The organism is Butyricicoccus faecihominis (genome assembly GCF_024462775.1).
Classification (GTDB): Bacteria; Bacillota; Clostridia; order Oscillospirales; family Butyricicoccaceae; genus Agathobaculum; species Agathobaculum faecihominis_A.
In genome coordinates this window covers 13,117-38,291 of the sequence record NZ_JANGCE010000029.1, presented here as the reverse complement: position 1 = coordinate 38,291, position 25,175 = coordinate 13,117, and the positions used below count along the sequence as shown (strand labels likewise).

At 55.9% G+C, this 25,175-nt stretch carries 17 protein-coding genes; 6 read left to right on the top strand and 11 right to left on the bottom strand.

All coding sequences use genetic code 11. From position 1 onward, the window contains the following. Nucleotides 1-3 precede the first annotated feature (3 nt). Complete coding sequence (locus NE562_RS13735) at nt 4-2,454, top strand: M28 family peptidase (protein ID WP_280963007.1); 2,451 nt, start codon at nt 4-6, stop codon at nt 2,452-2,454. Nucleotides 2,455-2,515: 61 nt separating this feature from the next. On the opposite strand, the gene NE562_RS13730 is transcribed toward NE562_RS13735, so the two are convergent. The 8 genes from NE562_RS13730 to NE562_RS13695 form a co-directional block, all read right to left on the bottom strand. After that, nucleotides 2,516-3,172 carry a YitT family protein gene (locus tag NE562_RS13730; protein WP_280963006.1) on the bottom strand — a complete coding sequence of 219 codons (657 nt, stop codon included), beginning with the start codon at nt 3,170-3,172 and terminating at the stop codon, nt 2,516-2,518. Between the two features lie 165 nt (nt 3,173-3,337). Continuing rightward, the gene (locus NE562_RS13725) at nt 3,338-4,879 is read right to left on the bottom strand and encodes a response regulator (RefSeq protein ID WP_280963005.1); all 1,542 of its coding nucleotides are present in this window, start codon (nt 4,877-4,879) and stop codon (nt 3,338-3,340) included. Beyond that, nucleotides 4,872-6,521 carry a sensor histidine kinase gene (locus NE562_RS13720; RefSeq protein WP_280963004.1) on the bottom strand — a complete coding sequence of 550 codons (1,650 nt, stop codon included), beginning with the start codon at nt 6,519-6,521 and terminating at the stop codon, nt 4,872-4,874. Before NE562_RS13720 ends, NE562_RS13725 begins: the two co-directional genes overlap by 8 nt. Nucleotides 6,522-6,600: 79 nt before the next feature. Continuing rightward, on the bottom strand, nt 6,601-7,905 hold the full coding sequence (locus NE562_RS13715; protein ID WP_280963003.1) for an MFS transporter: 1,305 nt from the start codon (nt 7,903-7,905) through the stop codon (nt 6,601-6,603). Between the two features lie 27 nt (nt 7,906-7,932). Further along, the gene (locus NE562_RS13710; RefSeq protein WP_280963002.1) at nt 7,933-8,811 is read right to left on the bottom strand and encodes a sugar phosphate isomerase/epimerase family protein; all 879 of its coding nucleotides are present in this window, start codon (nt 8,809-8,811) and stop codon (nt 7,933-7,935) included. 203 nt (nt 8,812-9,014) lie between these two features. Continuing rightward, complete coding sequence (locus NE562_RS13705) at nt 9,015-14,897, bottom strand: MSCRAMM family protein (RefSeq protein WP_280963001.1); 5,883 nt, start codon at nt 14,895-14,897, stop codon at nt 9,015-9,017. A 21-nt stretch (nt 14,898-14,918) separates the two neighbouring features. Next, nucleotides 14,919-15,647: a class B sortase gene (locus NE562_RS13700; RefSeq protein WP_280963000.1), complete on the bottom strand. Its 729-nt coding sequence runs from the start codon at nt 15,645-15,647 to the stop codon at nt 14,919-14,921. A 272-nt stretch (nt 15,648-15,919) separates the two neighbouring features. Then, nucleotides 15,920-16,630, bottom strand: a complete 711-nt coding sequence (locus NE562_RS13695; RefSeq protein WP_280962999.1) for a GntR family transcriptional regulator — start codon at nt 16,628-16,630, stop codon at nt 15,920-15,922. 374 nt (nt 16,631-17,004) lie between these two features. On the opposite strand from NE562_RS13695, the gene NE562_RS13690 reads away from it, so the two are divergent. Genes NE562_RS13690 through NE562_RS13675 form a run of 4 tightly spaced genes read left to right on the top strand, consistent with a single transcriptional unit; the run spans nt 17,005 to nt 20,393 of the window. Next, entirely contained in the window at nt 17,005-18,024 is a 1,020-nt protein-coding gene (locus NE562_RS13690) for a TRAP transporter substrate-binding protein (RefSeq protein ID WP_280962998.1), read from the top strand. A gap of 58 nt (nt 18,025-18,082) precedes the next feature. Further along, nucleotides 18,083-18,574, top strand: coding sequence for a TRAP transporter small permease (locus NE562_RS13685; RefSeq protein WP_280962997.1), 492 nt, complete (start codon nt 18,083-18,085; stop codon nt 18,572-18,574). Continuing rightward, on the top strand, nt 18,571-19,851 hold the full coding sequence (locus tag NE562_RS13680) for a TRAP transporter large permease (protein WP_280962996.1): 1,281 nt from the start codon (nt 18,571-18,573) through the stop codon (nt 19,849-19,851). Before NE562_RS13685 ends, NE562_RS13680 begins: the two co-directional genes overlap by 4 nt. A 44-nt stretch (nt 19,852-19,895) precedes the next feature. Continuing rightward, nucleotides 19,896-20,393: a cupin domain-containing protein gene (locus tag NE562_RS13675; RefSeq protein WP_280962995.1), complete on the top strand. Its 498-nt coding sequence runs from the start codon at nt 19,896-19,898 to the stop codon at nt 20,391-20,393. Between the two features lie 141 nt (nt 20,394-20,534). On the opposite strand, the gene NE562_RS13670 is transcribed toward NE562_RS13675, so the two are convergent. Together NE562_RS13670 and NE562_RS13665 are read right to left on the bottom strand one after the other, a co-directional pair. Next, complete coding sequence (locus NE562_RS13670) at nt 20,535-21,524, bottom strand: sugar ABC transporter substrate-binding protein (protein WP_280962994.1); 990 nt, start codon at nt 21,522-21,524, stop codon at nt 20,535-20,537. Between the two features lie 182 nt (nt 21,525-21,706). Continuing rightward, entirely contained in the window at nt 21,707-22,888 is a 1,182-nt protein-coding gene (locus NE562_RS13665; protein ID WP_280962993.1) for an MFS transporter, read from the bottom strand. A 52-nt stretch (nt 22,889-22,940) separates the two neighbouring features. Between NE562_RS13665 and NE562_RS13660 the strand changes: the two genes are divergently transcribed. Then, nucleotides 22,941-23,825, top strand: a complete 885-nt coding sequence (locus NE562_RS13660) for a helix-turn-helix domain-containing protein (RefSeq protein WP_280962992.1) — start codon at nt 22,941-22,943, stop codon at nt 23,823-23,825. Between the two features lie 237 nt (nt 23,826-24,062). Here NE562_RS13660 and NE562_RS13655 read toward each other — a convergent pair whose 3' ends face one another. Next, the gene (locus tag NE562_RS13655) at nt 24,063-25,136 is read right to left on the bottom strand and encodes a 6-phosphofructokinase (RefSeq protein ID WP_280962991.1); all 1,074 of its coding nucleotides are present in this window, start codon (nt 25,134-25,136) and stop codon (nt 24,063-24,065) included. Nucleotides 25,137-25,175: the final 39 nt, after the last annotated feature.

Here is a 25,175-nt window from a genome sequence, read left to right as displayed (position 1 = left end):
TATATGAGGAAAAAAAGACTTTGTGCCGGATTGCTCGCCTTGCAGCTCGTATGCTCCGCCGGCGCGGCGTATACGGACAACGGCGTAACGATGACCCGGCTGCAATACGCGGACGCGGCTTACGAAATGCTGCTTGACGCGGGCGCGGCGGAAGATGCGCAGACGGCGGACCGTCCGTTTACGGATACCGACGCTGCTTCGGTATCCGCCCTATACCATTGGGGCATTCTCAAAGGCACGAGCGACAAGGCCTTTTCCCCCGCCGACAGCCTGACGCGCGAGGAAGCCGCCGTTATCCTTGACCGGTTGCGAGCGCTGCTTCAGGTAACCCCGGCGAAGGCCTCGGGCGAGCCGTACCGGGACGACGCGGCCATTTCAGACTGGGCTAGCGGGAGCGTATATGCGCTGCGCGATCTGGGCCTGATGCTGGGCACCGGCGAAGGAAAATTTTCTCCGGCGGACAAGCTGACCGACCGGCAGGGCAAAACGCTGCTGACGCGCCTGCAACGGCTGGCAAGACCCGCCGCGCTGACCCGCCTATCCTACGAAAACACACTGGATTCCGTGGCGGACGAAAGCCGCTGGTCGGGCACGCCGGGCGAACAGGCCGCGGCAAAGGAGATTGCGGCCGCCATGCGTGGCTGGGGCTACGAGGTGACCGAACAGCCCTTCGATTTTACGGACGCGCCGCAGGGCAAGCAAATCAGCAAGCAAGCGACCAATGTGATCGCGGTAAAAAAAGCGAACCGTGACCCGAACGGCGACATTCTGGTGATCAGCGCGCATCACGATTCGATGCCTTCCACCGTGGGCGCGGACGACAACGCTTCGGGTACCGCTATGCTGCTTGAACTGGCCCGCGCCTTAAAGGATATCGAAACCGATACCGAATTGCGCTTTATCTCCTTCTCCGCTGAAGAACAGGGGCTCAAAGGCTCTACCTACTATACCGCGCTGCTTTCCGACGCGGAAAAGACCCACATCGTCGGCGATATCCAGATTGACATGATCGGCCACTATATGAGCGATACCACAACGGTCAAGACAACGGACGGCGCGCCCTCGCTTTTGGGCAATATGCTGCTGGCCGCTTCTAAAAAAGTGACCGGCAACACATGGCCGGCCGGGATAGAGGGCGCGAGCGACCACATGGCGTTTCAGCGCGAGGGCATTCCCGGCGTATTGGTCGAACAGGATCGATTGGGTACGGAAAACCATAAATGGAGCGACCGCCCCGCCGTGATCGACCCCGCCAAGGCCCTGCCCGCCGGTCAGGCGGTAGCCGAGGTTGTACGAGAGATCGCTTCGGCGGAGACCGGCCCGCTCGCGCAGCAATCGCATAGCATGCTGAAAGCCGATAGCGCCGTTACCATCACCGACCGTATGCCGGTCTTTACTGGCATGCAAAAAAACGAGTTGGAGGTGCGCATCGGCGCGGCGGGCGCCTTTGAGAAAACCGAGTACGACGACGAGCTGGGTTGGCAGCTGGACCATTATGTGATGAATGCCAAATGGTTTGGCTGGAGCGAAGCCCTGCCGACCGACTTTGTCTATCGCCGGATTGACGACTCGCTTTGGCTAGAGAAGCTATACATTCGTACTGCAAGCCTTGGCCTAACCGACGAACAGCTGGCCGCGCGGCTGACCGCAGCGCTTGGACAGCCTCAAACCGAAAATAGCGGCAGCCAATACTGGGGCTTAAACTCCATGGATCAAAATCCGTCTATGCTGCGCTGGCAGATCAGCGCGCAGGACGGCGCGCAAGTACTGACCATGGTGCCGGTCATCCACACGCTGGTGGGAGTAGATTTGAAAGCGTTTGACTTTAGCCGGTCGCCCGCCTCCTATGCGGCCGAATGCGACGCTGAGGAAAAAACGCTGCTTGAGACGATGCATAAAATCATTCCGCCGGAGGACAAATATGTGAAACGCATTATTTCCTGGACGGACGGTTACAGCGCGATCCTCGGTATGTGCCAGCCGCAAGACGCCAGCACCCTGACCGCTTTTGATATCCGTATCGACCGGTTCGATTGTTTTAACGAAGACGGCGCCCTTTCCAACATAGACAAAACGTTGGCGACCATGGTTCATGAGTACGGCCACGCGCTTACCCTGAATGCAAGCCAGATCGACCCATCGAAGCGTGACGATTCCTCCGGCTTTAACGACCCCGCCGCCTACCGCGACGGCTCTTATCTCAAAGCTTTTTACGATCAGTTTTATGCGGGCGGCGCGGCATCCTACATTGACCGCCCGGAAAACTATGTGGATGAATACGCTTCTTCCAGCCCGTTTGAGGACATCGCGGAAACCTTCATGGTGTTTGTGACCGGCGGCAAACCCACCGGCTCCACCATGGCCGACCAAAAGGTCGCGTTTTTCTACGGCTACCCGGAATTGCAATCCGTACGCAGTTATATCCGCACCAACTTTGCGTTCCCGGCGGATTAACGGCGATAGCGCCAAAGGCCGCGCTGCGTTTAGTCTGTGACTGAGCGCGGCGCGGCCTTTCTTACCCGTCTTGCGGTTCCTTTGCTGTTTTAGCCATGATCGTGTTGAGTATTCTCGTTTGCAGGAAGGTAAAAACAATGCCGAAGGCGATGGACAGCCCTCCGTAAATGGCAAAGCCCAGCAGCAAAATAATCATATTGATGCCGAACATCAGCCACGATACATTCAGGCGCTTGTATCGCTTATGCAGGATCAGCGCGATCGTATCAAACCCCAGCGCGGTGGACTGCGCGCTGATGCACAGGGCGTATCCCGCGCCGACAAGCAGCGCCGCCAGCGGCACGCAGAGCGGTAGCGGCAGGGGCAGCGACCAGTGCAGCGACTCCAGCGCCGAAAACATCGCCATGTAGCAAACGCCCGAAAACAGCGCGCCAATCAAATAAACCTTTCCCAAGAAAATGCGGCACAGCAGCAGGAGCAGAACGGTCACGCTGTTCACGATCACCGGAATGGCCCATCCCGTGCACTGTGACAGGATCATCGCAAAGCTGGTGGTGCCTCCGTTGATGATGCCATGCGGCACCGTGATAAACGCGTAGGCGCATGTGATCAGCAGGTTGCCCAGCGCGATCTTACGGTATCTCGTCAGTTCGCCCCCGCGCCACTTCCATGGAAAGCATAGGCTCCGCCTGTTTTTCAGGCACTTTCGTATTCTCATTACCTTTTCCATCATTCATCCCCATCTCCAACTTATCGGTTCCATAAGCGTTTTACTTTTCGTAACCGATACTACCACGCCGTCCGACTTAGGTATATAGAAAAAACAAAGGACTTGAGGGCAATTTTCTGCAAAAGGCCCTCCTGCAACACAGGAGGGCCCGATTTATTGACGGTCTTTCGCTTTTTCACGATATTCGCTTGGGGTAACGCCAAGATGCTGCTTGAATACCTTGGTAAAATAGTGCGCGTCCACAAACCCTAGCGAAAAGGCAAGCTCTTTCAAGGGAATATCCGGATGCTCGCGCATGCTTTGCGCCGCCAAATCCACGCGCAGAGAGTTGATCAGGGCGTTAAAGGGGCGGCCGGTCTTCTTTTTGATCAGCTGCCCCAGATAGATCTGATTGACGTGAAAAAGCTCGCTGAGCGACTGAACGGTAAGCGGCTGCGTATAGTGTTCATACAAATACGAAACGATCTGCTCCCCGATATCCGGCGTCGCGTCGGAGCGCTTGCAGCTATCGAGCAAGCCGCAGACCGCCTGTAAAAAGTGCTTTCTGGATGCGAACTGAAGCAGATACAGCTCCTGCGCGTTACGCAGGAAAAGCGGCTGGCCCGTTTGCTGCGTAACGCAGGTATTGACCGTACCCATTACGCGCTGCAACGCGGATACGAATGTTTCCGGCTGGCGAACGGCTTTTTCCATGGCGCGATGGAGGATATGCTTACATTCCTCATACATCTGCAAGTGGAACGCGACGGTGAATTCGCTTTGAAACGAACCGGTCGCCTGCTCCGCCGCTGTCTGTTCGCTTGGCGCAAATATCCGCGTTTCTCCGGTATCCTGTAAGAATCTGCGCAGCATTTGAAGCAGCGCATCGTAATACGCGCCGAAAAGGCTTTTTACCGGCATGGAGCCGCCGCAGGAGAGGTACAGCCGCCCGCGCAGCTCCGGCGCCAGCCGGCACACCGCGTCGTAAACGCCCGAAAGCAGAAAAGGCGAAAGCTCCGCCTCCGCCGGTTCATTGAGCACCGCGGCGCAGACATGGCGGCTGACCGGGAGCAGCAGGCATTTGGCGGGGTAACAGAGCCGCTCCACAGCATGCTCCGCCTCGCGCCGCAGTTCCACGGAAAGCGGCGCGTCCCCGGTCTGATCCGAAGGCAGGTTCAGCAGCAGCACTTGGCAGCGCGGCATATCCAAGGGATAGGAAAGCTCCTGCAAGAGGCGCTTGAAGGCGGCATGATCCATGCGGGAAAAAAGAAGCTGGGCAAAGACGTTTTCAAGCTTTTCCCTATGGTACAGCGCCTTGTAATGGTGCGCCGTGTCCTGTACGGACGAAGCTTCTCTGTATTGCGCGATCTTTTCCGCCGCGTGCCGCAGCGTTTCGTGCAGCTCCTCCGTGCCAATGGGCTTTAAGATATAGTTCAGCACCTGTAGCTGAACCGACTGCTTGAGATACAAAAAGTCGTCATGACCGGAAATGACGATAAACTGTAAGCCGGGATGGGATTTACGCGCCTTCCGTATCGCAAAAAAACCGTCCGCGCGCGGCATTTTGATATCCGTAATAACAATATCGGGACGCAACCGGTCGATCTGCTCGCATGCCTGCCGTCCGTTTTCCGCCTCTCCGGCGCAGCACATGCCGAGCGCCTCCCATTGGATACGCTTGATGAGGCTTTTGCGGATCATCGCATTATCATCCACAATCAAAACCTTGAGCAGCTTGGCTCCCCCCTTCCCGTGTCAGCCGCGGCGCGCGCGCCGCCATTCTGCCGCCGCGCGGCAGGCGAAGCGTCACTCTGGTCCCGCCCAACGGGCTGCGATCAACCCACACCGCCTTTGCGACCCGGCAGTGCAGGCACAGGCGGGCGTTGACATTGCGCAGCCCGATGTGCTTGCTGCGGCGGATGAAACAGGCAAAGCTCTCGCTGTCGCTTTGCAGCGCTTGCTCCAGCGCCCGCTGCCGTTCCTGCGACATCCCTTCCCCGTCGTCCTCCACCACGATGCAAAGCGCCGTATTCTCAAAGCCGATCGTCAGACGAAGGCGGCACACCTCGTCCGACCGTTCCCGAAATCCATGCTGAAAGCAGTTTTCCAGCAAGGGCTGTAGGATCAGCTTGGGCAATTCGGCTTCCAGCGCCGCCGCGTCTATATCGTACTGACAGGTGAGCAGCCCATTGCGCAGGGCGTTCTGAAGCGATAGATAGTCTTTGGCGTACGCCGCCTCCTGCCGGAGCGGAAGAACATCGGGCGCACGCAGACTATACCGGAACAAAACGCCCAGCTTTTGTATCAGGTACGCGGTTTGCCCGGCATCCTCCAAAATCGCCTGACTGTTGATGAATTCCAGCGTGTTGAACAGAAAATGCGGGTTGATCTTCTCCTGCAGCACCCCTAACTGGCTTTCAATGCGCAGCAGGTTTTCTTTCTGGTTTTTCTCCATCAACTCGTTTAGCTGCAACATCATGTCCCGATAGGACTGCGACAGCGTTTCGATCTCTTCCAGTTCCGAGCCATCGATATCGATATAGTTTAAATGACCCTGCCTATTTTGCCGAATGGAGGCGATCAGGGTGGTGATCGGGCGCACCAGCTTTTCGGAAAGCTGCTTGGCAAGCCAGTAATTGATCACAAAAACGAACAGCCCGATCGGCATCAGGCAGGCCAGATACGCCAATACGGAGCGATACCCGACCTCGGCGTTGACGATCGCAACGCCGGTCACGCCGCCCTTCAAACGCGCGGCGGCCTTTTCCTCGTAGCGGTAGGCCACGGAGGTATCATAAAGGATACCTCCCGCTTGGTCGTACAGCGCGAAAGAGACGGAGGCGGGTATCGTTTGCTCTAAAAACTCGGCAAGCGCGCTTTCCGGTAGAACCCATGTCAAATATCCGATTGGCTCGGTCCCCGTTGCCTCTTTAAGCGGAATATAGCACCGAAGCGACGACGAGGTCTCGCGCAAAAGGGCGGCGGCGTCCGTTACGCCACCGGCGACCGGCCTTAGGTCTTCCGTTCGCGGATAGATCTGCCGTTCCAGATCGAACAAGGCGAGGCCTTGCTCCAAATCCAAGGTTTGCGCGGCGGCCTTGTCCCCGGAAGCGTCGCGGCAATAGCGCTGTATCTGCGGGTCCTGCCGGTATCGCTCTGCCTGCGTTTCATACGGCTTTAAAAACCGTTCGACCGCCCGTTCGACAAAAAGAATATTCTCTTCCGCGCGCTGCACGTTTTGATAGTAAACAGCCGTATAGATCGCAAGCGTGGAGAATAAAAAAATCAGCAGGAGCAGAACAAAAACAATCTTCATCTGTTCCGATACGATATAGTCCCTAACGGACCGGATTCTCATACAGCCCACTCCCTTTTCGCGGCCTGCCGTATTATAAAAGCCGCCCAGCCATGCCGGGCGGCTTTTATGACAGCCTTGTTTACGCCGCCTGATCGGGTATGCAAACCGTCTGCCGGCGGCTCATGATCCGGCGGCCCAGCACGGTGGTCGTAGCGACGCCGGCGATCGCCATGCCGATCACCACGGTGAAAATGATTTGATACGCCTTTTGCGCATCAAAGCTATCGATGATCTTACCGTAAACCGGATAGGCCCACATCATGGGGGAATAACCGATCGCGCTCGCCACGGACATGGCGGTCGCGCTCATTTCACGCGGCACGCCGGCTTCCCCGATCGGCGCATAATAGATTCCGCGCACCAGATAGACGCACAGCGCGGAAGCCATCAGGATGACCATGCAGGGTATGACCATGACCTTTGTTTTGGGCAGGATGAGCGCGCTGGTCAGCATGATGGCCAGCCCGACATAGCAGATCCGCATCCAATGCGCGCTGGATTTGAATTTTTGATCGGCCAGTATTCCCGAAACCGGTGTGGAGCAGATCGAAACCACCTGCGAATTAACCAGCCCAAACACGCCGACCAACGCGGCGGGCAATAAAAACACATCCTGCAAATAGGGGATAAAATACGTGCTGGTGCAGCAATAGATCGCGTAAACGCAGGAGGCCGCGATACCGGTCAGCCAAACCTCCGGCATTTTCAGCGCTTTCAGCACGCCGGAAAGCGCCAGCTTGGTCTGGCTTTCGCCAGCCTGCGCACGAACAACGCCCACCTCCGGCATAAAGAACCAGATCAGCACGCCGGAGCCGATCGTCAGGCACGCGTTGATCATCATCGCGGTACGCATGCCGAAAACCGAACTGCCCAGAACGGTAAACACCATCAGCGAAAGCATCTGATAAATCAGTCCCGTCATGCTGCGGCCGGATTCCGCAAAGCCGAACGCCGTGGCCTGCTTGTCATCTCTGGCCAGCGAACGGATGCTCTTTAAGTAGCTCGCCCAGTACAGCGGTTCGCTGAACAGGCCGTAAATAGCAAAGCAAACCAGAAGCTTCGTATAAGTCAGGTTGGGCGCGAAGCAAATGTAAAGCGAGGTCGCGCCCACGATCATCGTATCGATCGCCAAAACCTTTCGCGGAGACAGCAAGTCCTGTATCCAGCCGAGCGGCACGTTGCCGAAAGTGGAAAGCGCGCCGGTCAAACCGATCAAAATGCCCAGCTGCGCGTTGCTTACGCCCAGCACATCCAGATACGGATTATAAAGTACGCCGCGCACGCCGCTTATCGAATAAATCAAATTGCTGTTTACCACGACCAGTAAGAACGCAAAAAACATTTTTTTGCTGAAACCGAGTTTTCCCAGCAGCTTGTTGATCATTTTGTTCATCCCCCTGCAAATTTCATATCAGCGATAGGACCGCACCAGTTCTTCGAGCCGCGCCCCGCTTGCCAGCGCTTTTTTCAAAAACGGCTCGTTCTCGTCATTCCGGGAAACCTCCAGCGTCACCGGCAGTTCATACGGCGATTTAGCGATCCATTTTGCAAGGCCTGTCCAATCGAACGTGCCTTCAAACGGCAGCGCGTGCTGGTCATAATCCCCCCGATTGCCCGACAGGTGGATAAAGTACATCCGTTCCCAATACCGTTCGGGCAGTTCGAGCGGCGCGGAGGCTTTGCTGATCAGCGCATGTCCCGTATCGAAGCAGAACCCCATATAGCTTTTATCGTATCTGTTGAACATCAGGTCGAATTGGGCGATTTGATGTTCATTTGGAATGCCCTGCAGGTTTTCTAGGCACACCCTTACGCCGCGCACTTTACAGTACGCCTCCATTTCATCAAAGGTCTTAAAAATCGCTTGGTAAAACCTTTTCCGCGAACCCGGCTGCTCGTTGAACATGTGAAAGGGCGGGTGCAGATGTAAAACGATCAGATCGGTGCCCAGCGCAACCGCCAGATCGACACGGTTTTTCAGCAGCTCCACACCCGCCAAACGGTTCAGTTCATTGGGCGAGGTGAAATCCTTGCAGTTGGGGTCCACCGTGTCCAACTCCTCGTCCATCCAATGGCCCTCCGTCGCATGGACGCCCTTGGCTTTCAGACCGTAGCGATCGAGCCACCGGCGGATCTGAATCATCTCGTAGGTTGAATACAGGTAATCGCCGCTCCACTGATGGCACCAATGAATATGGGTCATTCCTGCTTCCGCTAATTCGCGCAGCGTCGCCTCCAGTTCCTGAATGTTTTTGCTTTCTCCATTCCAATCCGAATTAAATGCAAGCATTGCTTTCATCCTTTCCCCTGAACCTTACTGTCCGTTTCGGTATCCCTATCTTATGCGATTTGCGGATAGGCGTAAATGGAAAAAGATTTGTCTTGAGGTGGAATTTTTTTAGCGGCCCTGCTTGCCGCAAAAAACAAAACGTGCGCCCGCTTATGCGGACGCACGTTTTGTTTTTGCTAGGTTGTTTGCCTTTTTGTCTGCGGTCAGCCTCTTTTTTTCATGTGCTTGCCCTTTGGCCGGAAGATCAGCTGCGACAGGCACAGCACGGCGGCCAGACCGAGGGAACAGGCAAGGCCAAGGGCCCACAGCGGAATGCGATCCCGCACGCCGGTTTCAGGAATTGACGAAACACGGTTGCCAGAAGAGGCCGTTCCGAAAGCACCCCCGGGGGTGCTTTCGGACGGTACGGTTACCGTACCGTCCCCCTTGCTGGGATCGCCGGGCTTATCGGGGTTTGCGGGGTCATCGGAACCGCCCGGCTTCGATGGGTCGCCTGCATCTTGGGGATTATCCGGGTTTGTCGGATCGTCCGGCTTCGCCGGCTGATCCGGGCCCGTGGGATCAGCCGGATTGACCGGGTCGGTCGGCCCGACCGGGACCACGGGCGTTTCCGGTTCCTCTGCGGGCGGTTTCGGACGCGAGGAGGACGACGAGCGCCGCCGCGCGTTCTCCACGACCTGTTCGACCGGCTGCGCGCCCTCGGCGCCCTCGCCCGTCTTGATCTCGATCAGGCCGTCCGTCAGAATACGGTAGCCGCTCGGCGCTTCGGTCTCTTTGAGATAATAGACGGTTTCGGGCTGCAGGTTCAGGAACTCGGTCACGCCGTTTGCGTCGGTCGCTTGCGCGGCGCGAAGCAGGCTTTTTCCCTCCGCGTCGCTGTACAGCTCAAATTTCGCGCCCTCCAGCTTGGTTTCCGGGTCGCCCTCGCGTACCTTGATCACCCGAATGCCGACGAGGATCTTTTCGTTCACTACCGTGGTGGCAGCGGGTTGGGCCGCGTCAAACGCACCGGTTTTGACTTCCGTCCACTCGTTTTTGATGCGGTAGCCCTTTGGCGCTTCGGTTTCCCGGATGTAATACGTGGTTTCGGGTTCCAGATTTGTGAAGGTGGTTTCGCCGTTCGCATCGGTGGTTTGCGCCGCGTGCACTAGAGTGGTTTTGTCTGCCTCGTACAGCGCGAGCTTTGCGCCCGGCAGACGGGGCCCCGCCGCCCCGTCGCCCTCCTTCGTCACGTGAAGGGATACCAGAATTTTTTCGTTGGCGACCGTTACCTCCTTGGGGGTGGCGTCCGTATCGGGGTTGATCTTTACCTCAGTCCACACGTTTTGCGGGGTCTTGTAGCCCGTGGGGGGTATGGTCTCCTTGAGCCAATAGGTATCAGGCTCCAGATTTTCATAGAGGATTTCGCCGTTTTCATCCGTTCTCAGCTCGGTGCGCACCAGCTTTTTGTCGTTCTCATCGCCTCTGTACAGCTCGAATCCCGCGCCGGAGAGCTTGATCTCCTTCTTGCCCTGCCGCACCTTGACGGCCTTGATGCTGACAAGGATTTTTTTGTTGGTAACGGTAATGACCTTCGGGTTATTGGCGTCGTTTTCGCCGGTCTTAATCTTTATGAGCTGACCGAGCAACGCGTCATTATCCTCATAGCCCGCGGGCGCTTCGGTTTCCTTGAGCCAATATTCGGTGTGCGGCTGCAAGCCGGAGAAGGTTGCAGCGCCGTCTTCATCCGTTGTCTGAACGTCGCCCTTCTGTTTTTCGCCCTTCTCGTCGGTAAACAGCGCAAACTTCGCGCCTGCAAGCGTTTCAGTTTCATGGCCCTTGCCCTCGCGCAGCTTGATAACCCGAATCTCGGCTTCGGCCCTATCGTTTGTGATTTGAATTTCCCCACCAGCCTTAGCTTGATAAGGAGTGCTATCTAGCACATGTGTTTCCAGCGTGCCCAGTTCCTTGACGTAGTAGGTAGCGCCGGGATAGAGACCACTGAAAGTAATCTTTCCATCAGCACCTGTAACACCGGTGACTGCTTCGCCATCCTTCAAGACAGGTGTTTTAGCATCCGCATCCTGATACAAGCCAAAGGTAACACCCTGCAGCGTGTCTCCGTCGTTATCTGTTTTGGTTAGCGTAAACGAACCACCGGTCTCTCCTCCCCGTTTCACATTCTTCACCGTTTCTACATAGCCCTCGGGTGACGTTTCCGCTTGTATAGCCGCAACTGAAATCTTAATGGCTGCGGGGCTGATTACATAATCCTTAGGCGCAGTAAGCTCTTTTAGGTATAAAGTATCAATACCTTCAACCGCACTTGCCGGCAGGCCTAATTCACAGTATCCGCTTTTATCGTTTACCTTGCCTGTTGTGATAAGGTTTTGGGTGGCGGCATCGGTGTACACGCCAAATTCCGTTGTACCGCTCTTCAGCAGATTGTCATTTTCATCGGTCTTTTTGACACTGAATGAAAGGAATTTGCCAGCCGGAAGCCGCAGCCGCGCACCGGAAGTGGCATCCAGTGTAAAATTATTTTTATTGGACTTTAAGTCTCCGTCTGTCGGCAGCTTACTTCCCACCAAGGAAACCGTGTTTGTCAGGTCCCCCCCTCTGGTTGCATAAGCAGTATAGGTAATGACATACGGCTTTGCAGCATCTGGAATTTCGATCTGAAAGAAATTTTCAGCGGTATTATACGCTACATCTGTAACAGGCCGACACGTGCCAGACGGTTTAAGTGTTACTTGATATTTTCCGTTTACCAGAGTTGCGGTTTGTTGCGCCTCAGCAATTTTTACAGAGTCGACATCTAAATATAGGCAGTCGCCCAACTGATCCTTCATGTAGAGTGTTGCGCCGGCCATTTTCTCAAGTAAATCTGCACCCAATGGATTCAATGATACTGTGTAATCTATTACATTTCCTTCATATACACTTGTTTTCATCAGCGGATTATTAATTAGTTCAAATTTGCAATCCGCTTGCGGTGTGGAGCCCTCTCCGTTTGTCATGGATATATAGTTTGAGTAGGTAACTGTCTCTGCATTTTCGTATGTCTTTGCGTTTACATCCACCTTGGTTCTGAACAGCAGCCAGCGCGCGGCGGGAGTATCTTGATTTGGCACAGTAAATATTACTTTTTCGCCGCTTGAAGAAACGTTCTCCAGCTTCGGCATGTTTTCTTCCTCCATGGAGGGCGCACCGATTTTTGCGGAACCCTCTACATAGGTAAGGCCGTCAGGCAAGGTTTCGGTGATTGAAATCGTGCTCAGCGGTGTTTTGCTGTTGTTAACCGTTACCCGCCAAACGATTTCTTGCTTTGCTGCGTCATACTCTGCAACCTCTTTTTTCAGCACTTCCAGATCAACGGCTTTGCTAGCGGTGGCCGTTAGACCTTCAGTCTTAACAGCCTGATTGCTCGTCGTTGTAGCCGATGTAACAGTAACTGTATTTTTGAACACAGTATTTTGTATGTTGTTCGCCCAAATTGTAGGGTCTGTTACATAGGATTGAAAAGTGAATCTGCAAACCGATGTACCAAGGCCCTCAATTTTGATAGTTAGCTTCGTAGGCGTAGTACTCGTATCCGCCGTTACGCTGACCGTCGCACCGGTCGGCAGATTCGCTTCTATTGCCTCTTGTATTGCGGTGACAGTCGTCTCAAGCGAAATAGCATTTGAGCTGCCGACTTTTGTCCGGTCAAAGGTATGATCGGGTGATTGCCCCAGCACTTCTTCCAGTGTGATTTCCTTTAAATCAACATGGTTTGGGTTGACGGTAACCGTCCAGTTAAGCGCACGCTCCGCCGCGTCATAGTTTCCTGCCGACTTTTTTACCATATTTTTGTTAAAATCAGCAACATCTCCTGGTTTCTTCTCTACTGTTGGGATAATATAGTTATCTCCCGGTCCCTTACCCGAAGGCCATTCCCATTCCAAGGTCGCATTGTTTGAAACAGCTTCATCATCTAGAATGACATCGCCTGTTTGAGAGAAGTAAGACTTATCAACATTCGTACGATAAGTGATTATATATTGACTTAAAGCGGTTTGCGCTGCGCTGTCCGCCTTCCTCTCAATCAGTGGTATGGTTACAAGCGTTTTACCATCAGTATCAGGGGCTATTTGGTACTCTGCTTTTTTACTATTAATTGTTATACCGCCGTTTAACGTAAGTCCCTTTCCTAACGTATCCTTTACCGTTAAAGCGACAAATTGGCGACTAACCGTGTTGACCGTGACCGTCCAGTTCACATAAGGCTGGTCATCTTCCCATTTAAGCTCGCCGATCTTGTCTATCAGCTTCCAACCTGACCAGTCACTAGATAGTGTCGCGGAGCCCGATGCGCGTAGTCCCTCAATTTCTGTACCATCGTCTTTCCGGCCCGTTATTTCATTTTTAAACGTAAGGCTTTGGAGATTCTCTGGCACCCACTGATTGAGCAGTATTTCGTCAGTTAATTGGGTTTGATAGGTAAACTCATATTCCGTGTTTGGCGTTATTTTATCTGCGATCGGAGTAAACGTTAGTACGCCTTCCTTAGAAGCATCGATCGACAAACTGTCCGGACCGTTAAACGTATTCGTTACATATTCCACGCCTTTGGGCAGGGTGTCCACAAGCCTTACTGGCACACCAGCAGTATCGTAGGTAGACGATGCCGTGGTGTACTTTACCGTCCATGTCACCACGCCTTTATCGTTAAACGCCCCGGCTTTCTTTTCAAGCTTAGGCTCCTTCGGTTTCCAGTCATTTATCGTTACATGATAAGTCTTGTCACCCGGAAGAGTAAAAATTGTTTCGGCGTCCTCGCCCTTAACCAGCTGAGCTTCATCCAGATTGCTTTCAAAAGTAAAATAAACATCCGAAGCATCCTTAGTGGTCAGTTTAATAAGCTTGTCAGCCTTGTCTTTCAAGTAAAATTCTTTTGGGTTAAAAGTGATATGCAGTATATCACTGCCCTCAGCAACGCTCCAGCTAGCAATACTCGGCTGTGGTTTCATCATTTTCCCATCTTCATCCAAAGCGCCGCTCAAAAGAATTTCGCCCTGTTGCGCTAAAGCCGAGCTGGTCAGCGGCGAAGGCAGCCGAATAGAGTATTCCGTGCCGGTTATGATCCAGTCTAGCGTTGCCCAATACAGTCTTAGATACAATGGCGTATTTAAGGTAAGTTCTTCCCCTTCCTCTTTAAGGGGCTGTGTTCCTTTTTTATCTTTGAACAATTCTACCTTCGGCTCTTTTTCTGGCGCCGCCGGAACTGTTAGCTGCAATAATGTGGGGTCGCCAATCGTGATTTTACCATCCTTCACCGCGTCTGGGGTGATTTTACACGGCACCGAAAGGGTATAGCTGTCCCCCGCTGCGGCGGCATGGGGCACCAGAGAGAAAAACGCGGCGCTGAACAACGCTTCGGGATCAATACCGGCAGCGGGCTCCCCGGGCGTTTCGGGCTGCTCCGGCTCGGGGGCGGGCTCTGGCTCGCTGGGCGCAGTAGGCTCCTCCTGTATCTCCGGGTCGATTTGCGGTGAGGTCTGGGGCGCAGTCTCTTCGGGCTCTTCCGGCTGCGGTACCAACTCCGGTTGTTGAGGCTCGCTCTGCTCCGGTTCGGATACTTCCGGCACTTCAGGCTCGCTGGGTTCGGGCGCGGGTGTTTCCGGCTCCGGCTGAGTGATCTCCGGCGGCAGCGTGTTGTTCACTGTCGGTACAGAATACACCGTGGGGGCGGGGTCCGAGGGCTTCTTTATCTTGATGGTTTGCCCGGTTACATCCATCTCAATTTGATAGGTCTTCGTCACATCATCCGTTGAAATCAAGGTCGCTTTCTCGCCGGTTATTGCTGTTAGGCCTTTCGGCAGATCAATGGAGATTGCATCACCAGCCTGATCGAAGTTAACCGCCTGCTCCCACGCAAGCGTATCGCTTTGCAGAACAATATCGCCACTCTGCAATGTGGTATCGTTCCGTTTCAGCGTGCCGCTAGATGTTGTATCCGTAGCCAGCGCCATCTGGAGCGGCGCGCCCAATAGGGGCAGCAGGATCATGGCCGCCAGCAGATAGGCTGTGCCGCGCCGTCTGTTTCTTCTGTAAGAATGCTTCATAATCTGTTACTTCCCCATTTCTTATTGCGCCGGTGCCGCACGGAGCCGCCCGACCAGCGCAAGCCGGGCATTCTCAAATTCATAGGTACAGGTGGACAGGATGACCAGACGGTCGCCCCACACCGCGCGCGCCTGCGTTTCAAAAAACGACTGCGCGCGCACTTCGTTTAGATAATCCGCCATCCCGGCTTCGTCCGCAAAGCCAATGGGATAGCTGCCGCTTGTGCCATCCACCAGATACGCGGCGAGCAGCTCGATCTGATACGCCTTCTGCGGGGTATAGAGCGAGATCGACGGATGCGCGTCGTAGTAGCTTTGCTCCTTATAGCCGGATAAGCTGCCGAACAACTGCCCATCCCGCATATCGTGCCCATAGATGACGGATACGGGCGAGGACCAATCGCTTTCCGCCGCGCAATCCAAAAACAGCGCGCCGAGCTTATTAGGGCTGCCATCCGCCAGATGGGACAGGTAAAACTTGTTATCCACCGCCTGCATAACCGGGTAGTCCAGCTGCGTCCCCTCGCACCGCAGCCATGCGGTCATACCGGGGAGGGTTTCCTTTGCCGCTGCAACCCAATCCAGATCGACCGTTTGTTCCTGTAAAGGCGGCGAATCGTCAGGCATTGGTATCGATATGGTTTGGCGCAGCGCCGCGTAGCTTTGCCGCGCGGACCGATAGGTGGCCAACTCGTGCAAAAGGCCGGTCAGGCAGACCGCGGCGGCAATTAGGCACGCGCCAAGCAGCATAAAAAAACGCCTGTGCGTCATACGCATTGCGCAAATTCCTCGCTTTCCCGTGCTTCCTGCAGTTTTACCCAATCTTATACGTTATTTTAAGCTTTCTATCTTTCTCTTTCAAGTACAAACGCTTCCATTTCACACGGTCTGACGCCGCTTCACACAATTAATTCCCCCAACCCTCTATTTTTACGTGAAGTAACACATTTATCCGCAAAATAGAGCAGGTTCCCCATCCGTAACCGGATAGGGAACCTGCTGTTTTATTGCATGAAATGCCTCTATTTATACATGAAGTAGTAATCGCACATCAACGCCTTGGTCGTTGTGATCACATCCTGCAAATGCACGGCCATTGCCTGACCGGCCGCCTCCGCGTCGCCGTTTTCGATCGCCGCGAAAATGACTTCGTGCTGATCGATCGAACGGGCGATTCGCTGGTTGTTGCGCTGGTTTTGGAAAATCGACGCACGGCGGCATTGCCGAATGATCATTTCCATATAGGAAATCAGCCGGTGATTAAAACTGGCCCGGGCAATGCACATATGAAAGTTATCCTCGTACTCAGTGTTGTCGAATACGCCGGATTCAAACAGGCGGCGCTGGTTGGCGATGCAGGAGCGCATCTCCTCAAGTTCCTGCTCGCTCCGGCGCGTAGCCGTCAGCCGCGCGGAATGACTTTCGAGCGCTTCGCGGATCTCGTACAGTTCCAGCACATCGGTCAGCCCGACCTTAGATACCACTGCGCCGCGTTCCGGCACCAAATCGACATACCCCTCGAACGACAGGCGATTGAGGGCGTCCTTGACCGGCGTACGGCTGATATGCAGCTGCTCGCTCAGATCCCGCTCGGACAACGTCGTGCCGGGAATATACGCATTGGTCAAAATTTTATGCAAGATCGTGTCGTACGCAGTCTGCGCCTTGCTCGGCGCTTTTTCCAGCGGCGGCGCAGCCGCCGCTTTCTTGGGTTCCTTTTTGTTCTGGCTCATATCGTGTTCCCTCCGTCAGGCGGCCTCAAAACGGGCCTCCGCTTGATAACAGGTGTGCATACCGCCGGTATGTCAGCAGATTCAATTTTTCTTCTTTCAGCGCCCCGGCATTCCACCTGCACGCCAATCGTGTCATTCAAAATGCCACCGGCGAATTTGCAAGAATTTCGTTTATTTGCCGATAAATCGGCCTTTTCTTTCCATTTTCAACTACTATTATACTGAAAACCGTGTAGCATTCCATATGCATACTGCACAAAAAAACTTTTATTTTCTAGTTATATATGGCGTTGACAAAAAAACTTGCGCTTGAGATAATGATTTTGGAATTCAACTGGTATACCACTTAAATTTTAAACAGGGAGGATACAGAAATGAAAAAGCAAGTAACCGCATTGGGTCTGTCCCTCATCCTCGGCGTATCCCTGACCGCGTGCGGCGGCGCATCCGCCGGCGACGCTTCGGCCGGGGGCGGCCCTTCCTACCAGTGGACCGCCGCCAACGCGCAGCCCGCCGGTGGCCCTTGGGACGACGCGCTGATCGAATTTTCCCGCCTGCTGAGTGAAAAGAGCGACGGCGCCATCCAGCTGACCGTGTATTCCGGCGCACAGCTTGCCAGTGAAAAGGAAAGCATCGAGGGTGTGCAAATGGGCACCATCGATTTTGCGATCTGTTCCACGGCTTCGCTTTCCAGCTTTACCGATTCCAACAACGTATGGGATCTGCCCTATCTGTTTCAGGATTTGGAAAGCGCGCGCACGGCGCTTTTGAGCGACGCGTCCGAGCCGCTGCTTGCCGCGCTGTCCGAGGCCGGCATAAAGGGGCTGTCCTATTGGGAAAACGGCATTTACGCCATTGGCTCGACCAAGCCCATCCGTTCGCTGGACGACATGAAGAACCTGCGCATTCGCGCGATCGACAGCGCGCTGCAAGCCGATACCTACACCGCGATGGGCGCGAACGCGGTCGTACTTGCTTGGGGCGATATTTACACCGCGATCCAGCAGGGCGTGATCGACGCGATCAGCTCGACCACGGTTGTGAACATGCACAACTCCAACTTTGAAGAGGTCGCGCCTTACATCACCCTCACCGATCATGCCTATTCGCCCGCCCCCCTGCTGATGAGCCAAACGCTATGGGATTCTCTGCCCGAAAATATCCGGCAGATCGTGCAGCAGGCCGCGACCGAAGCGCAGCAGTACGAATTCCGCGCCATGGACGATTCCTTTACCACCGCTAAGGAGAAAATGACCGAGGCTGGCGCGGAATTTATCGATGTGGATACCGCTGCCTTTGCCGCAGCCGTGCAGCCGATCTATGATCGGTATGTCGGCACCTCGGGCATCGACGCAGCCACAGTCGAAACCCTGCGCAAGGCGGGTAACCAATGAACGAACCGGCGCTGTCCGAAAGGAGGAAGGGTCTGTACCCGGCAGACCGCGCAAGACCATGCTTGATAGATTGGATAATTTCTTTGTAAAGATCGAACGCACGATCTGTGTTATTACCTTTTTAGCCATGGTGGCCGTTGTTTTGTGGAGCGTGCTTTGCCGCCGCGTGCTGATGATCCCTTTTCTCGCGGGAGAGGAGTTGACGCGCTATCTTGCGATCTACAGCATCTTTTTCGGCACCAGCGTTGCCGTTAAAGAAAAGGCACACGTCGGCGTTGAGGTATTCATCAACCTGCTGCCGCCACGGGCGCTGAAAGCCGCAAGGCTGCTGGGCGACGCGCTGACCTGCGTGCTGTTTGCCATAATGCTTGCGCTTTCGGTAAAAATGCTGCTGCAATACGGACAGACCCGCCAGCTTACCACCATCACCAAACTGCCCATGACCCTGATCTATTGCTGCGTGCCCGCCGGAATGTTCCTGAGCGTACTGCATGGGCTGACCGGCCTTGTCCAATCCATTCGCGCCGGAAAGGAGGCTGACGCCGCATGACCACCTTTGTCCTGTTCGCGGGCTTTGCCGTCATCCTCATTTTGGGCATGCCGGTCGCGACCGCGCTGCTCGGCGGCAGTCTTGCCGCGCTTCTGGTCAACGGCAGCGTGCCCTTGCAGGTCGCGGCGCAAAAGCTGTTCGGCTCGGTCGATAGTTTTACGCTTGCCGCCATCCCCTTTTTCCTGTTGGCCGGCGCGCTGATGAGCAGCGGCGGTATCTCGCGGCGGCTGACCGATTTCGCCAATTCGCTTTTGGGTTGGCTGCCCGGCGGTCTGGCCATTGTCGCGGTGTTCACCTGTATGCTGTTCGGTTGTCTGTGCGGCTCGCCCACCGCGACCGTCGCGGCCATTGGTTCGCTGATGGCGCCCGCACTGGAGGAGGCCGGATACAGCCGCAAGTTCTCGCTCGCCATATTGGCTTCCGCGGGTATGCTGGGCACGATCATTCCGCCTTCGACGATGATGATCACCTATTCCTCCGCCACGGGCGCGTCTGTCGGCGATCTGTTTATGTCCGGCGTATTTCCCGGTGTGATTCTGGGCGGCATGATGATCCTGTACTGCGTGTATTACGGGGTGAAGGAAAAAATCCCGCGCGTCGGCTTTTCCCTGCGAAAGCTTGCCAAGACCACCTATCACGCGATCGGCGCGCTGCTCATGCCGGTAATCATTCTGGGCGGTATCTATAGCGGCGTATTCACGCCGACAGAATCCGCGGCGGTCGCGTGTGCCTACGGCCTGCTGGTCGGCATCGTCTTTTACCGCGAGATCAAGCTGCGCGACCTGTTCCGCATCATCTCAAACGCCGCGTCGACCTCGGGCATGCTGATGTTTATCGTCGCATCCGCCGGTGTGTTCGGCCTTGTGATGACGCACGAGCAAATTCCGATGCACGCCGCGCAAGCCATTTTGAGCATTTCCTCCAGCAAGATCGTTTTTCTGCTGCTGGTGAATATTCTGCTGCTGATCGTCGGCTGTTTTCTGGAAGCGACCGCCGCAATCCTGATCATCGCGCCCATCCTGTATCCGGCGGTTATGGCTTTCGGCATCAGTCCGGTGCATTTCGGCATCATTATGGTGCTGAACCTCTGCGTCGGCCTGATCACCCCGCCGCTCGGCGTGAATCTGTACGTGGCGGCCGGATTGAAAAACGAAAAGATAGAGACCGTGATCAACCGGCATTTGATCATTTTGATCTTCATTTGTATCATCAATCTGCTGCTGATCACGTATTTCCCGCAGATTTCCCTGTGGCTCCCCGGCAAAATGGCCGGTTGACCCAATAAATTACATTTTTATTGTTAGAAAGGACCGATGAAACAATGGATATTCACAATTTGACGATCACCGCCGCACAGCAGAAGGAACTGATGGAGAACCGCGCGAAGTGCCCCTATCTTGTCCCGGTCGAGTGCGGCAAGAACTACCCGATCCCGAAACTTGTCGGCGCGGTGCGCAAGATTCTGGTCGATCAGGACAACATGGGCGCGGAGGATCTGACCATCGGCTACGCCGTGTTCCAGCCCGGCGATTACCACGAGCCGCACGCGCATAAGGAATGCGAAGAGTTCATGTACGTCATTTCCGGCAAGATCGTCGGCGGTGTGGGCGACGGAGAGGAAAGCATTCAGCAGGAAGGCGACGTTCTGTTCATGCCGCGCGGCGCCAAGCACTGGTTCTATAACCCCTTCGACGAACCCCAGACCCATCTGTTCGTATACACCCGCCCCAGTTTGGCTACCGCCGGTTACTCGCTGGAAAGCGAAGGCTTTGAGGAGATCGGCGCGAAGGTAGAAAGCGCACAAGGCGCGAACGCTTGAACCACAGCTTCTCTTTCTCTTCTTTATACATCCCGCAATATATTCCATACGAAACGGCGCGTTGCAAAATGAGTTGCAACGCGCCGTTTTATGCCGCCGAAGAAGAGGTAGAAAAACAGCGGCCGAACTTGGTTTCGACATTTAGAAATTGGAAACGTTTTGGGCTGTGACCGCTTCAAACGGCAGGTAGACCGCGTATTCGCTGTCCGCCGCGGGCGTTACGCCGTCCATGCCCTCGTCAAAGGGCTTGCCTTCCAGCAGGTTGATGGCGGCGCGCACCGCGCACCGCGCTTCCCCTGCGGCGTCCTGACGGGCAGTCATCAGCATTTTCCCTTCGGCAAGGGCTACCTTTGCGTCGTCCAGCAGATCGACGCCGACCACCGGCAGCGCTTCCGCGCCGTCGCCCTGCGGCTCAAGGGCGGCCAGCGCGCCCAGCGCCATCGCATCGTTATTGGAAATGACGCAATCATACGTTGTTCCAGCGGGTAGGTTTTCTACCGCGGTCTGCGCCTTGGCGCGGTCGTAATCGCAAACGAGCGGCTCTACCGCGGGCGTCGCCTGAATACCGGCTTGTTCCAGCGCGACCAACGCGCCCTGTGTGCGCAGTACGGTGTGCTCCAAACGGTCTCTGCCGCTGAGCAGCAGATAGGAAATCTGCTTTTTGCCCGCCGCTTCAAAATATGCGGCAAGCGCCTCCCCCTGCAGCCGTCCGCTTGTCGTTTCATCCGCGCCGATATAGACCGTGTTTTCATTCAAAAGCGAGCGGTCCGCCGGGCAGCGATTGACGAAAACGACCTTCATGCCTTCGGTCTCCTCGAGCAGGTTGGCGGCAAGCTCGCTCTCGGTCAGGTTGACGATCAGCACCTTCGCGCCGCTGTTTTTCGCCGCGGTGATGCAGTCCATTTGCTTTGCCGGGTCGGCGCCCGCGTCATAGCTTTGCAGCTCGTACCCGGCCTTGGCCGCTTCGCTTTCGATATTTTGCTCCAACACGCTCAAAAACTCATCGCGCTCCGCCATCAGCAGCGCGATATCCGCATTCCCCGCCGCATCGAGCGTTCCTGTCTGTCCGCCGCACCCCGTAAACCCGAGCAGCATGCAAAGCCCCAATGTGAGCGATAATACCTTTTTCATAATCAATGCTCCTTTCCCAAATCTGGTTATGCGATCATCTGTTGTCAAAAAGTTTTATTTCGTTTATAATCGGAAGTATCTGGAGGTACGTGCGTAAAAATGTTTCCATATCGATGGTACCGCCTCCCCGTCGTGCGATCTTGAAATAAGCCGCGCGACAAATACGGATTTTTCTTCCCGGCCTATGCGATGTTTTGCCGTTCCACGGTGAGCGCAGGCAGCGGCGCGGCGCGCTTTTCTCCGTGCAGCCACAAAAGAAACAGCGCGAATACCGCGAAAAACGGAACGGCGCACAGGGCGAGAGCGGCCGCCATGCCGACGCGTTCCGCCGCAAGCCCCACCGCGAACGGCACGATCGAATTGCCGAGAAAGCTGAATAGAAAAGCGGCGGATAGCACGGTCATACTGTCCGCCGCGCCGTGCTCCATGACCCGTCCGACGAGCAGCGGCCAAATACCGGACAGGCCAAGTCCGAGCACAGCCGCCGCGGGCCAGAACGCCGCGCCATGCAGCAGGGGCAATAGCAGCGCCATGAAAATGCAGGCGGGGATGAGCGCAAACAGCAGCCGGGCGGCGGAGACCCGGCGCGCCGCCCGCTCACAGCCCGCGCGGCCCAGAAAAATGCACAGCCAGATCACCGCCGTGACTCCCGCGCCCGCCAGCGCGGAAAAACGCTGCTCCTGCACCAAAAAGGTGGAAAGCCAGCTGCATACCGCGCTTTCCGCGCCGGAATATAGGGTACAGCAAAGCAAGACCGGCCAATAACGACGTTTGCGGAGAAAGCCGCGCAGCCCGCTTTCACCCGCCGTGCATACCGCTTGCGGAAACGCGACGCGCCAGCAAAAAGCGGCGGCGGCAGCGGCGCCCACGGCAAACACAAGGTAGGCGATGCGCCACGGCAGGCCGAGCGTTGCCAGCGCGCCGCCGAGCAACAGCCCGCCGCACGCGCCCAGCCCGTTCAGCGCCATCACGCCGGCGATCGCGGAAGCCGCGCGCGTCCCGTCCAGATCAGCCGGGATGGCGTTGGTCGCGATCTGCAAGCCGAGGCTGCACGCGCCGGTGCCAAACAGCAACGCGCAAAGCAGTACAAAACGCGGCGCGCAGGCTATACAGGCGGAAAACGCCGCCATCAAGGTGAGCGCGCGGCAAAGCACGCGCGCCTTGCCGAACCGCTCCATGATCCGCCCGGCAAACAAACAGGCGGCAAAATTGCCGGCGAAAAAGGCGGATAGCAGAAATCCGCTTTGGCCGAGGCCCACGCCGAGGTCGGCGCGGATGGGCAGCAGCAGCGGCGCGAGCAAATTGGTGCAAAAGGACAGCAAAAAGGCGGTCAGCTTGCATGCAAAAATTGTTTTTTGAACCATAGGTTGTGTCTCCTGTCTAAGATGACATAAAAAGAGGAAAGAGGTGTGTGCCATGTTCCAGCTATACGGAATCCCCGCCGCCCCCTCTATTTTCGAGGGCGAAGCCCTGCCGCGTCCGGTCTATGTTTCGCACACCCGCTATCACGAGGGGGAACGGACGCGCGCCATCCACAGCCATGTGGATATCACCGAGGTGCTGCTGATCTACCACGGCACGGGCCTGCATCAGGTGGACGACCACGTTTATCACAGCCGTCCGGGAGACCTGATCATCAACAACGTCGGCACGCTGCACAATGACTTTGCGCAGACGGAGGAGGGCGTGGAATACCTATGCCTTGGCATGACGGGCCTTCGGCTTTTGGGGCTTCCCGCGGGCTGGCTCGCGGAAAACGAATGGCAGATTCACCTGCAAAGCGGCGCGCATTTTGACGCGCTGCGCGAAATGCTGGAACTGATGGAACGCACGCTGCATGGCAACGAAGCGTATTGCGGCGAGCTGGCGCGCCATTTGACCGCCGCGTTTGCCGTGTTGGTGCGGTCGATCGCCGTGAACGCGCCCGCCGGTGAGGACGGCGGCGTGGACAGCAAATCCGCCCTTGTGCATAAGATGCTCCGCTTTATCGACCGGCATTATACTGAGAATTTTACGCTGGACGAGCTGGCCGAAGCGGCCGGCGTGAGCCGGTATTACGCATCGCGGCTGTTCCGCCAGCAAACCGGCAGTTCGCCCACCGGCTACCGCTTACAGCGCCGCATCGGCGAGGCGCAATCCCTGCTTACCGATACCGATTATTCGATTACCTATATCGCGGGCGCGGTGGGTTATGACAACCCCAATCACTTCACGCAGCGCTTCACGGAAATGATCGGTGTTTCGCCCAAGGAATTTCGGAAAAGAAGCGTCAAATCCAAGGTCGCAGCCAGACGGCGGTGACCGGTCGGCGCCGTCCGCCGCTTCCCTTCCGACACCATGAGTATACCGCCGTACCGTCTTATCCGCATTCGTTTATTTGCCCTTGCCGATCGTATGCATTCTCACAAAGTCCAGCAATAAGGCCGTCTCCAAAAATATTTTTGGAGACGACCTTATTCTTTTTGCAGTTTTATCAAAAAAACGCGCCGCGGGCGGTTGTAACCGCCTGCGGCGCGCCTCCGCGCTTGGATATTCGGTTTAGTCGCCCATGGAAAGGCCGAGGTCTCGCGCGGCCTGTACGATATCGGAATCGGGCGGAACGGTCTTGAGCTTGCCGGCCACGTCGGACAGCTTGACGGGCACGATCTTGTTGTTTTGCACGCCGACCATATAGCCGAACTTATTCTCGCGGATCAGCTCCGCCGCGGCCACGCCAAGTCGGGTGGTGAGCAGCCGGTCGTACGGGCAAGGCGCGCCGCCGCGCTGGTAGTGGCCCGGGATGGTGACGCGGATCTCCTGTCCGGTCAACGCCTGCAACTCTTCCGCGATGCGGTAGGAGATGGACGGGTGGGTCATTTTTTCACGCGAAGCCTTGAATTCCTTCTTGCTCATCTTGGCTTCTTCCTTGCTGATCGCGCCCTCGGCCACGGCGAGGATGGAAAAGCGCTTGCCGCTCTTGGAGCGTTTTTCAATCGCTTCCGCGATATGCTTGATGTGGTACGGAATCTCCGGGATGATGATAATATCCGCGCCGGACGAAATGCCCGCGTACAGCGTCAGCCAGCCCGCCTTGTGGCCCATCGTTTCGACAATGAACACGCGGGAGTGTGAAAACGCGGTGGAGTGGATGGAATCGATCACCTCGGTCGCAATGTTAACGGCCGACTGGAAGCCGAACGTGACCTCGGTGCCCCAGAGATCGTTATCAATCGTCTTGGGCAGGGTGACGACGTTCACGCCGTTTTCCGAGAGCAGGTTTGCCGTTTTATGCGTGCCGTTGCCGCCCAGAATGACCAGCGCGTCCAGCTTGGCGTACTTGATCGTTTCCAGCATGCGCTGTAGCTTGGTCTCCTCGCTGTCGTCCGCTTGGAGCATGGTTTTAAACGATTCGCGCGAGGTGCCGAGAATCGTGCCGCCGAGCGTGAGGATATCCGAAAATTCGCGCGGCTGCATCTCATGGTAATTGCCCTCGATCAGGCCGCGGTAGCCGTCCTGAATGCCGTAGAGCGTCACCCCGTCTCCCAGTTGGTTGTACAGCGTTTTGGCAACGCCGCGCAGCGCCGCGTTGAGGCCTTGGCAATCGCCGCCGCTGGTGAGCATACCGATTTTCATGTAAATTCCCTCCTCCAAATGTTTTCCCTTTCGGTATCT

Coding starts and splice junctions, on each gene's coding strand:
- NE562_RS13735 (WP_280963007.1), top strand. CDS start 4: ATGAGGAAAAAAAGACTTTGTGCCGGATTGCTCGCCTTGCAGCTCGTA.
- NE562_RS13730 (WP_280963006.1), bottom strand. CDS start 3,172: ATGAGAATACGAAAGTGCCTGAAAAACAGGCGGAGCCTATGCTTTCCA.
- NE562_RS13720 (WP_280963004.1), bottom strand. CDS start 6,521: ATGAGAATCCGGTCCGTTAGGGACTATATCGTATCGGAACAGATGAAG.
- NE562_RS13715 (WP_280963003.1), bottom strand. CDS start 7,905: ATGATCAACAAGCTGCTGGGAAAACTCGGTTTCAGCAAAAAAATGTTT.
- NE562_RS13710 (WP_280963002.1), bottom strand. CDS start 8,811: ATGCTTGCATTTAATTCGGATTGGAATGGAGAAAGCAAAAACATTCAG.
- NE562_RS13705 (WP_280963001.1), bottom strand. CDS start 14,897: ATGAAGCATTCTTACAGAAGAAACAGACGGCGCGGCACAGCCTATCTG.
- NE562_RS13700 (WP_280963000.1), bottom strand. CDS start 15,647: ATGCTGCTTGGCGCGTGCCTAATTGCCGCCGCGGTCTGCCTGACCGGC.
- NE562_RS13695 (WP_280962999.1), bottom strand. CDS start 16,630: ATGAGCCAGAACAAAAAGGAACCCAAGAAAGCGGCGGCTGCGCCGCCG.
- NE562_RS13690 (WP_280962998.1), top strand. CDS start 17,005: ATGAAAAAGCAAGTAACCGCATTGGGTCTGTCCCTCATCCTCGGCGTA.
- NE562_RS13685 (WP_280962997.1), top strand. CDS start 18,083: ATGCTTGATAGATTGGATAATTTCTTTGTAAAGATCGAACGCACGATC.
- NE562_RS13680 (WP_280962996.1), top strand. CDS start 18,571: ATGACCACCTTTGTCCTGTTCGCGGGCTTTGCCGTCATCCTCATTTTG.
- NE562_RS13675 (WP_280962995.1), top strand. CDS start 19,896: ATGGATATTCACAATTTGACGATCACCGCCGCACAGCAGAAGGAACTG.
- NE562_RS13670 (WP_280962994.1), bottom strand. CDS start 21,524: ATGAAAAAGGTATTATCGCTCACATTGGGGCTTTGCATGCTGCTCGGG.
- NE562_RS13665 (WP_280962993.1), bottom strand. CDS start 22,888: ATGGTTCAAAAAACAATTTTTGCATGCAAGCTGACCGCCTTTTTGCTG.
- NE562_RS13660 (WP_280962992.1), top strand. CDS start 22,941: ATGTTCCAGCTATACGGAATCCCCGCCGCCCCCTCTATTTTCGAGGGC.
- NE562_RS13655 (WP_280962991.1), bottom strand. CDS start 25,136: ATGAAAATCGGTATGCTCACCAGCGGCGGCGATTGCCAAGGCCTCAAC.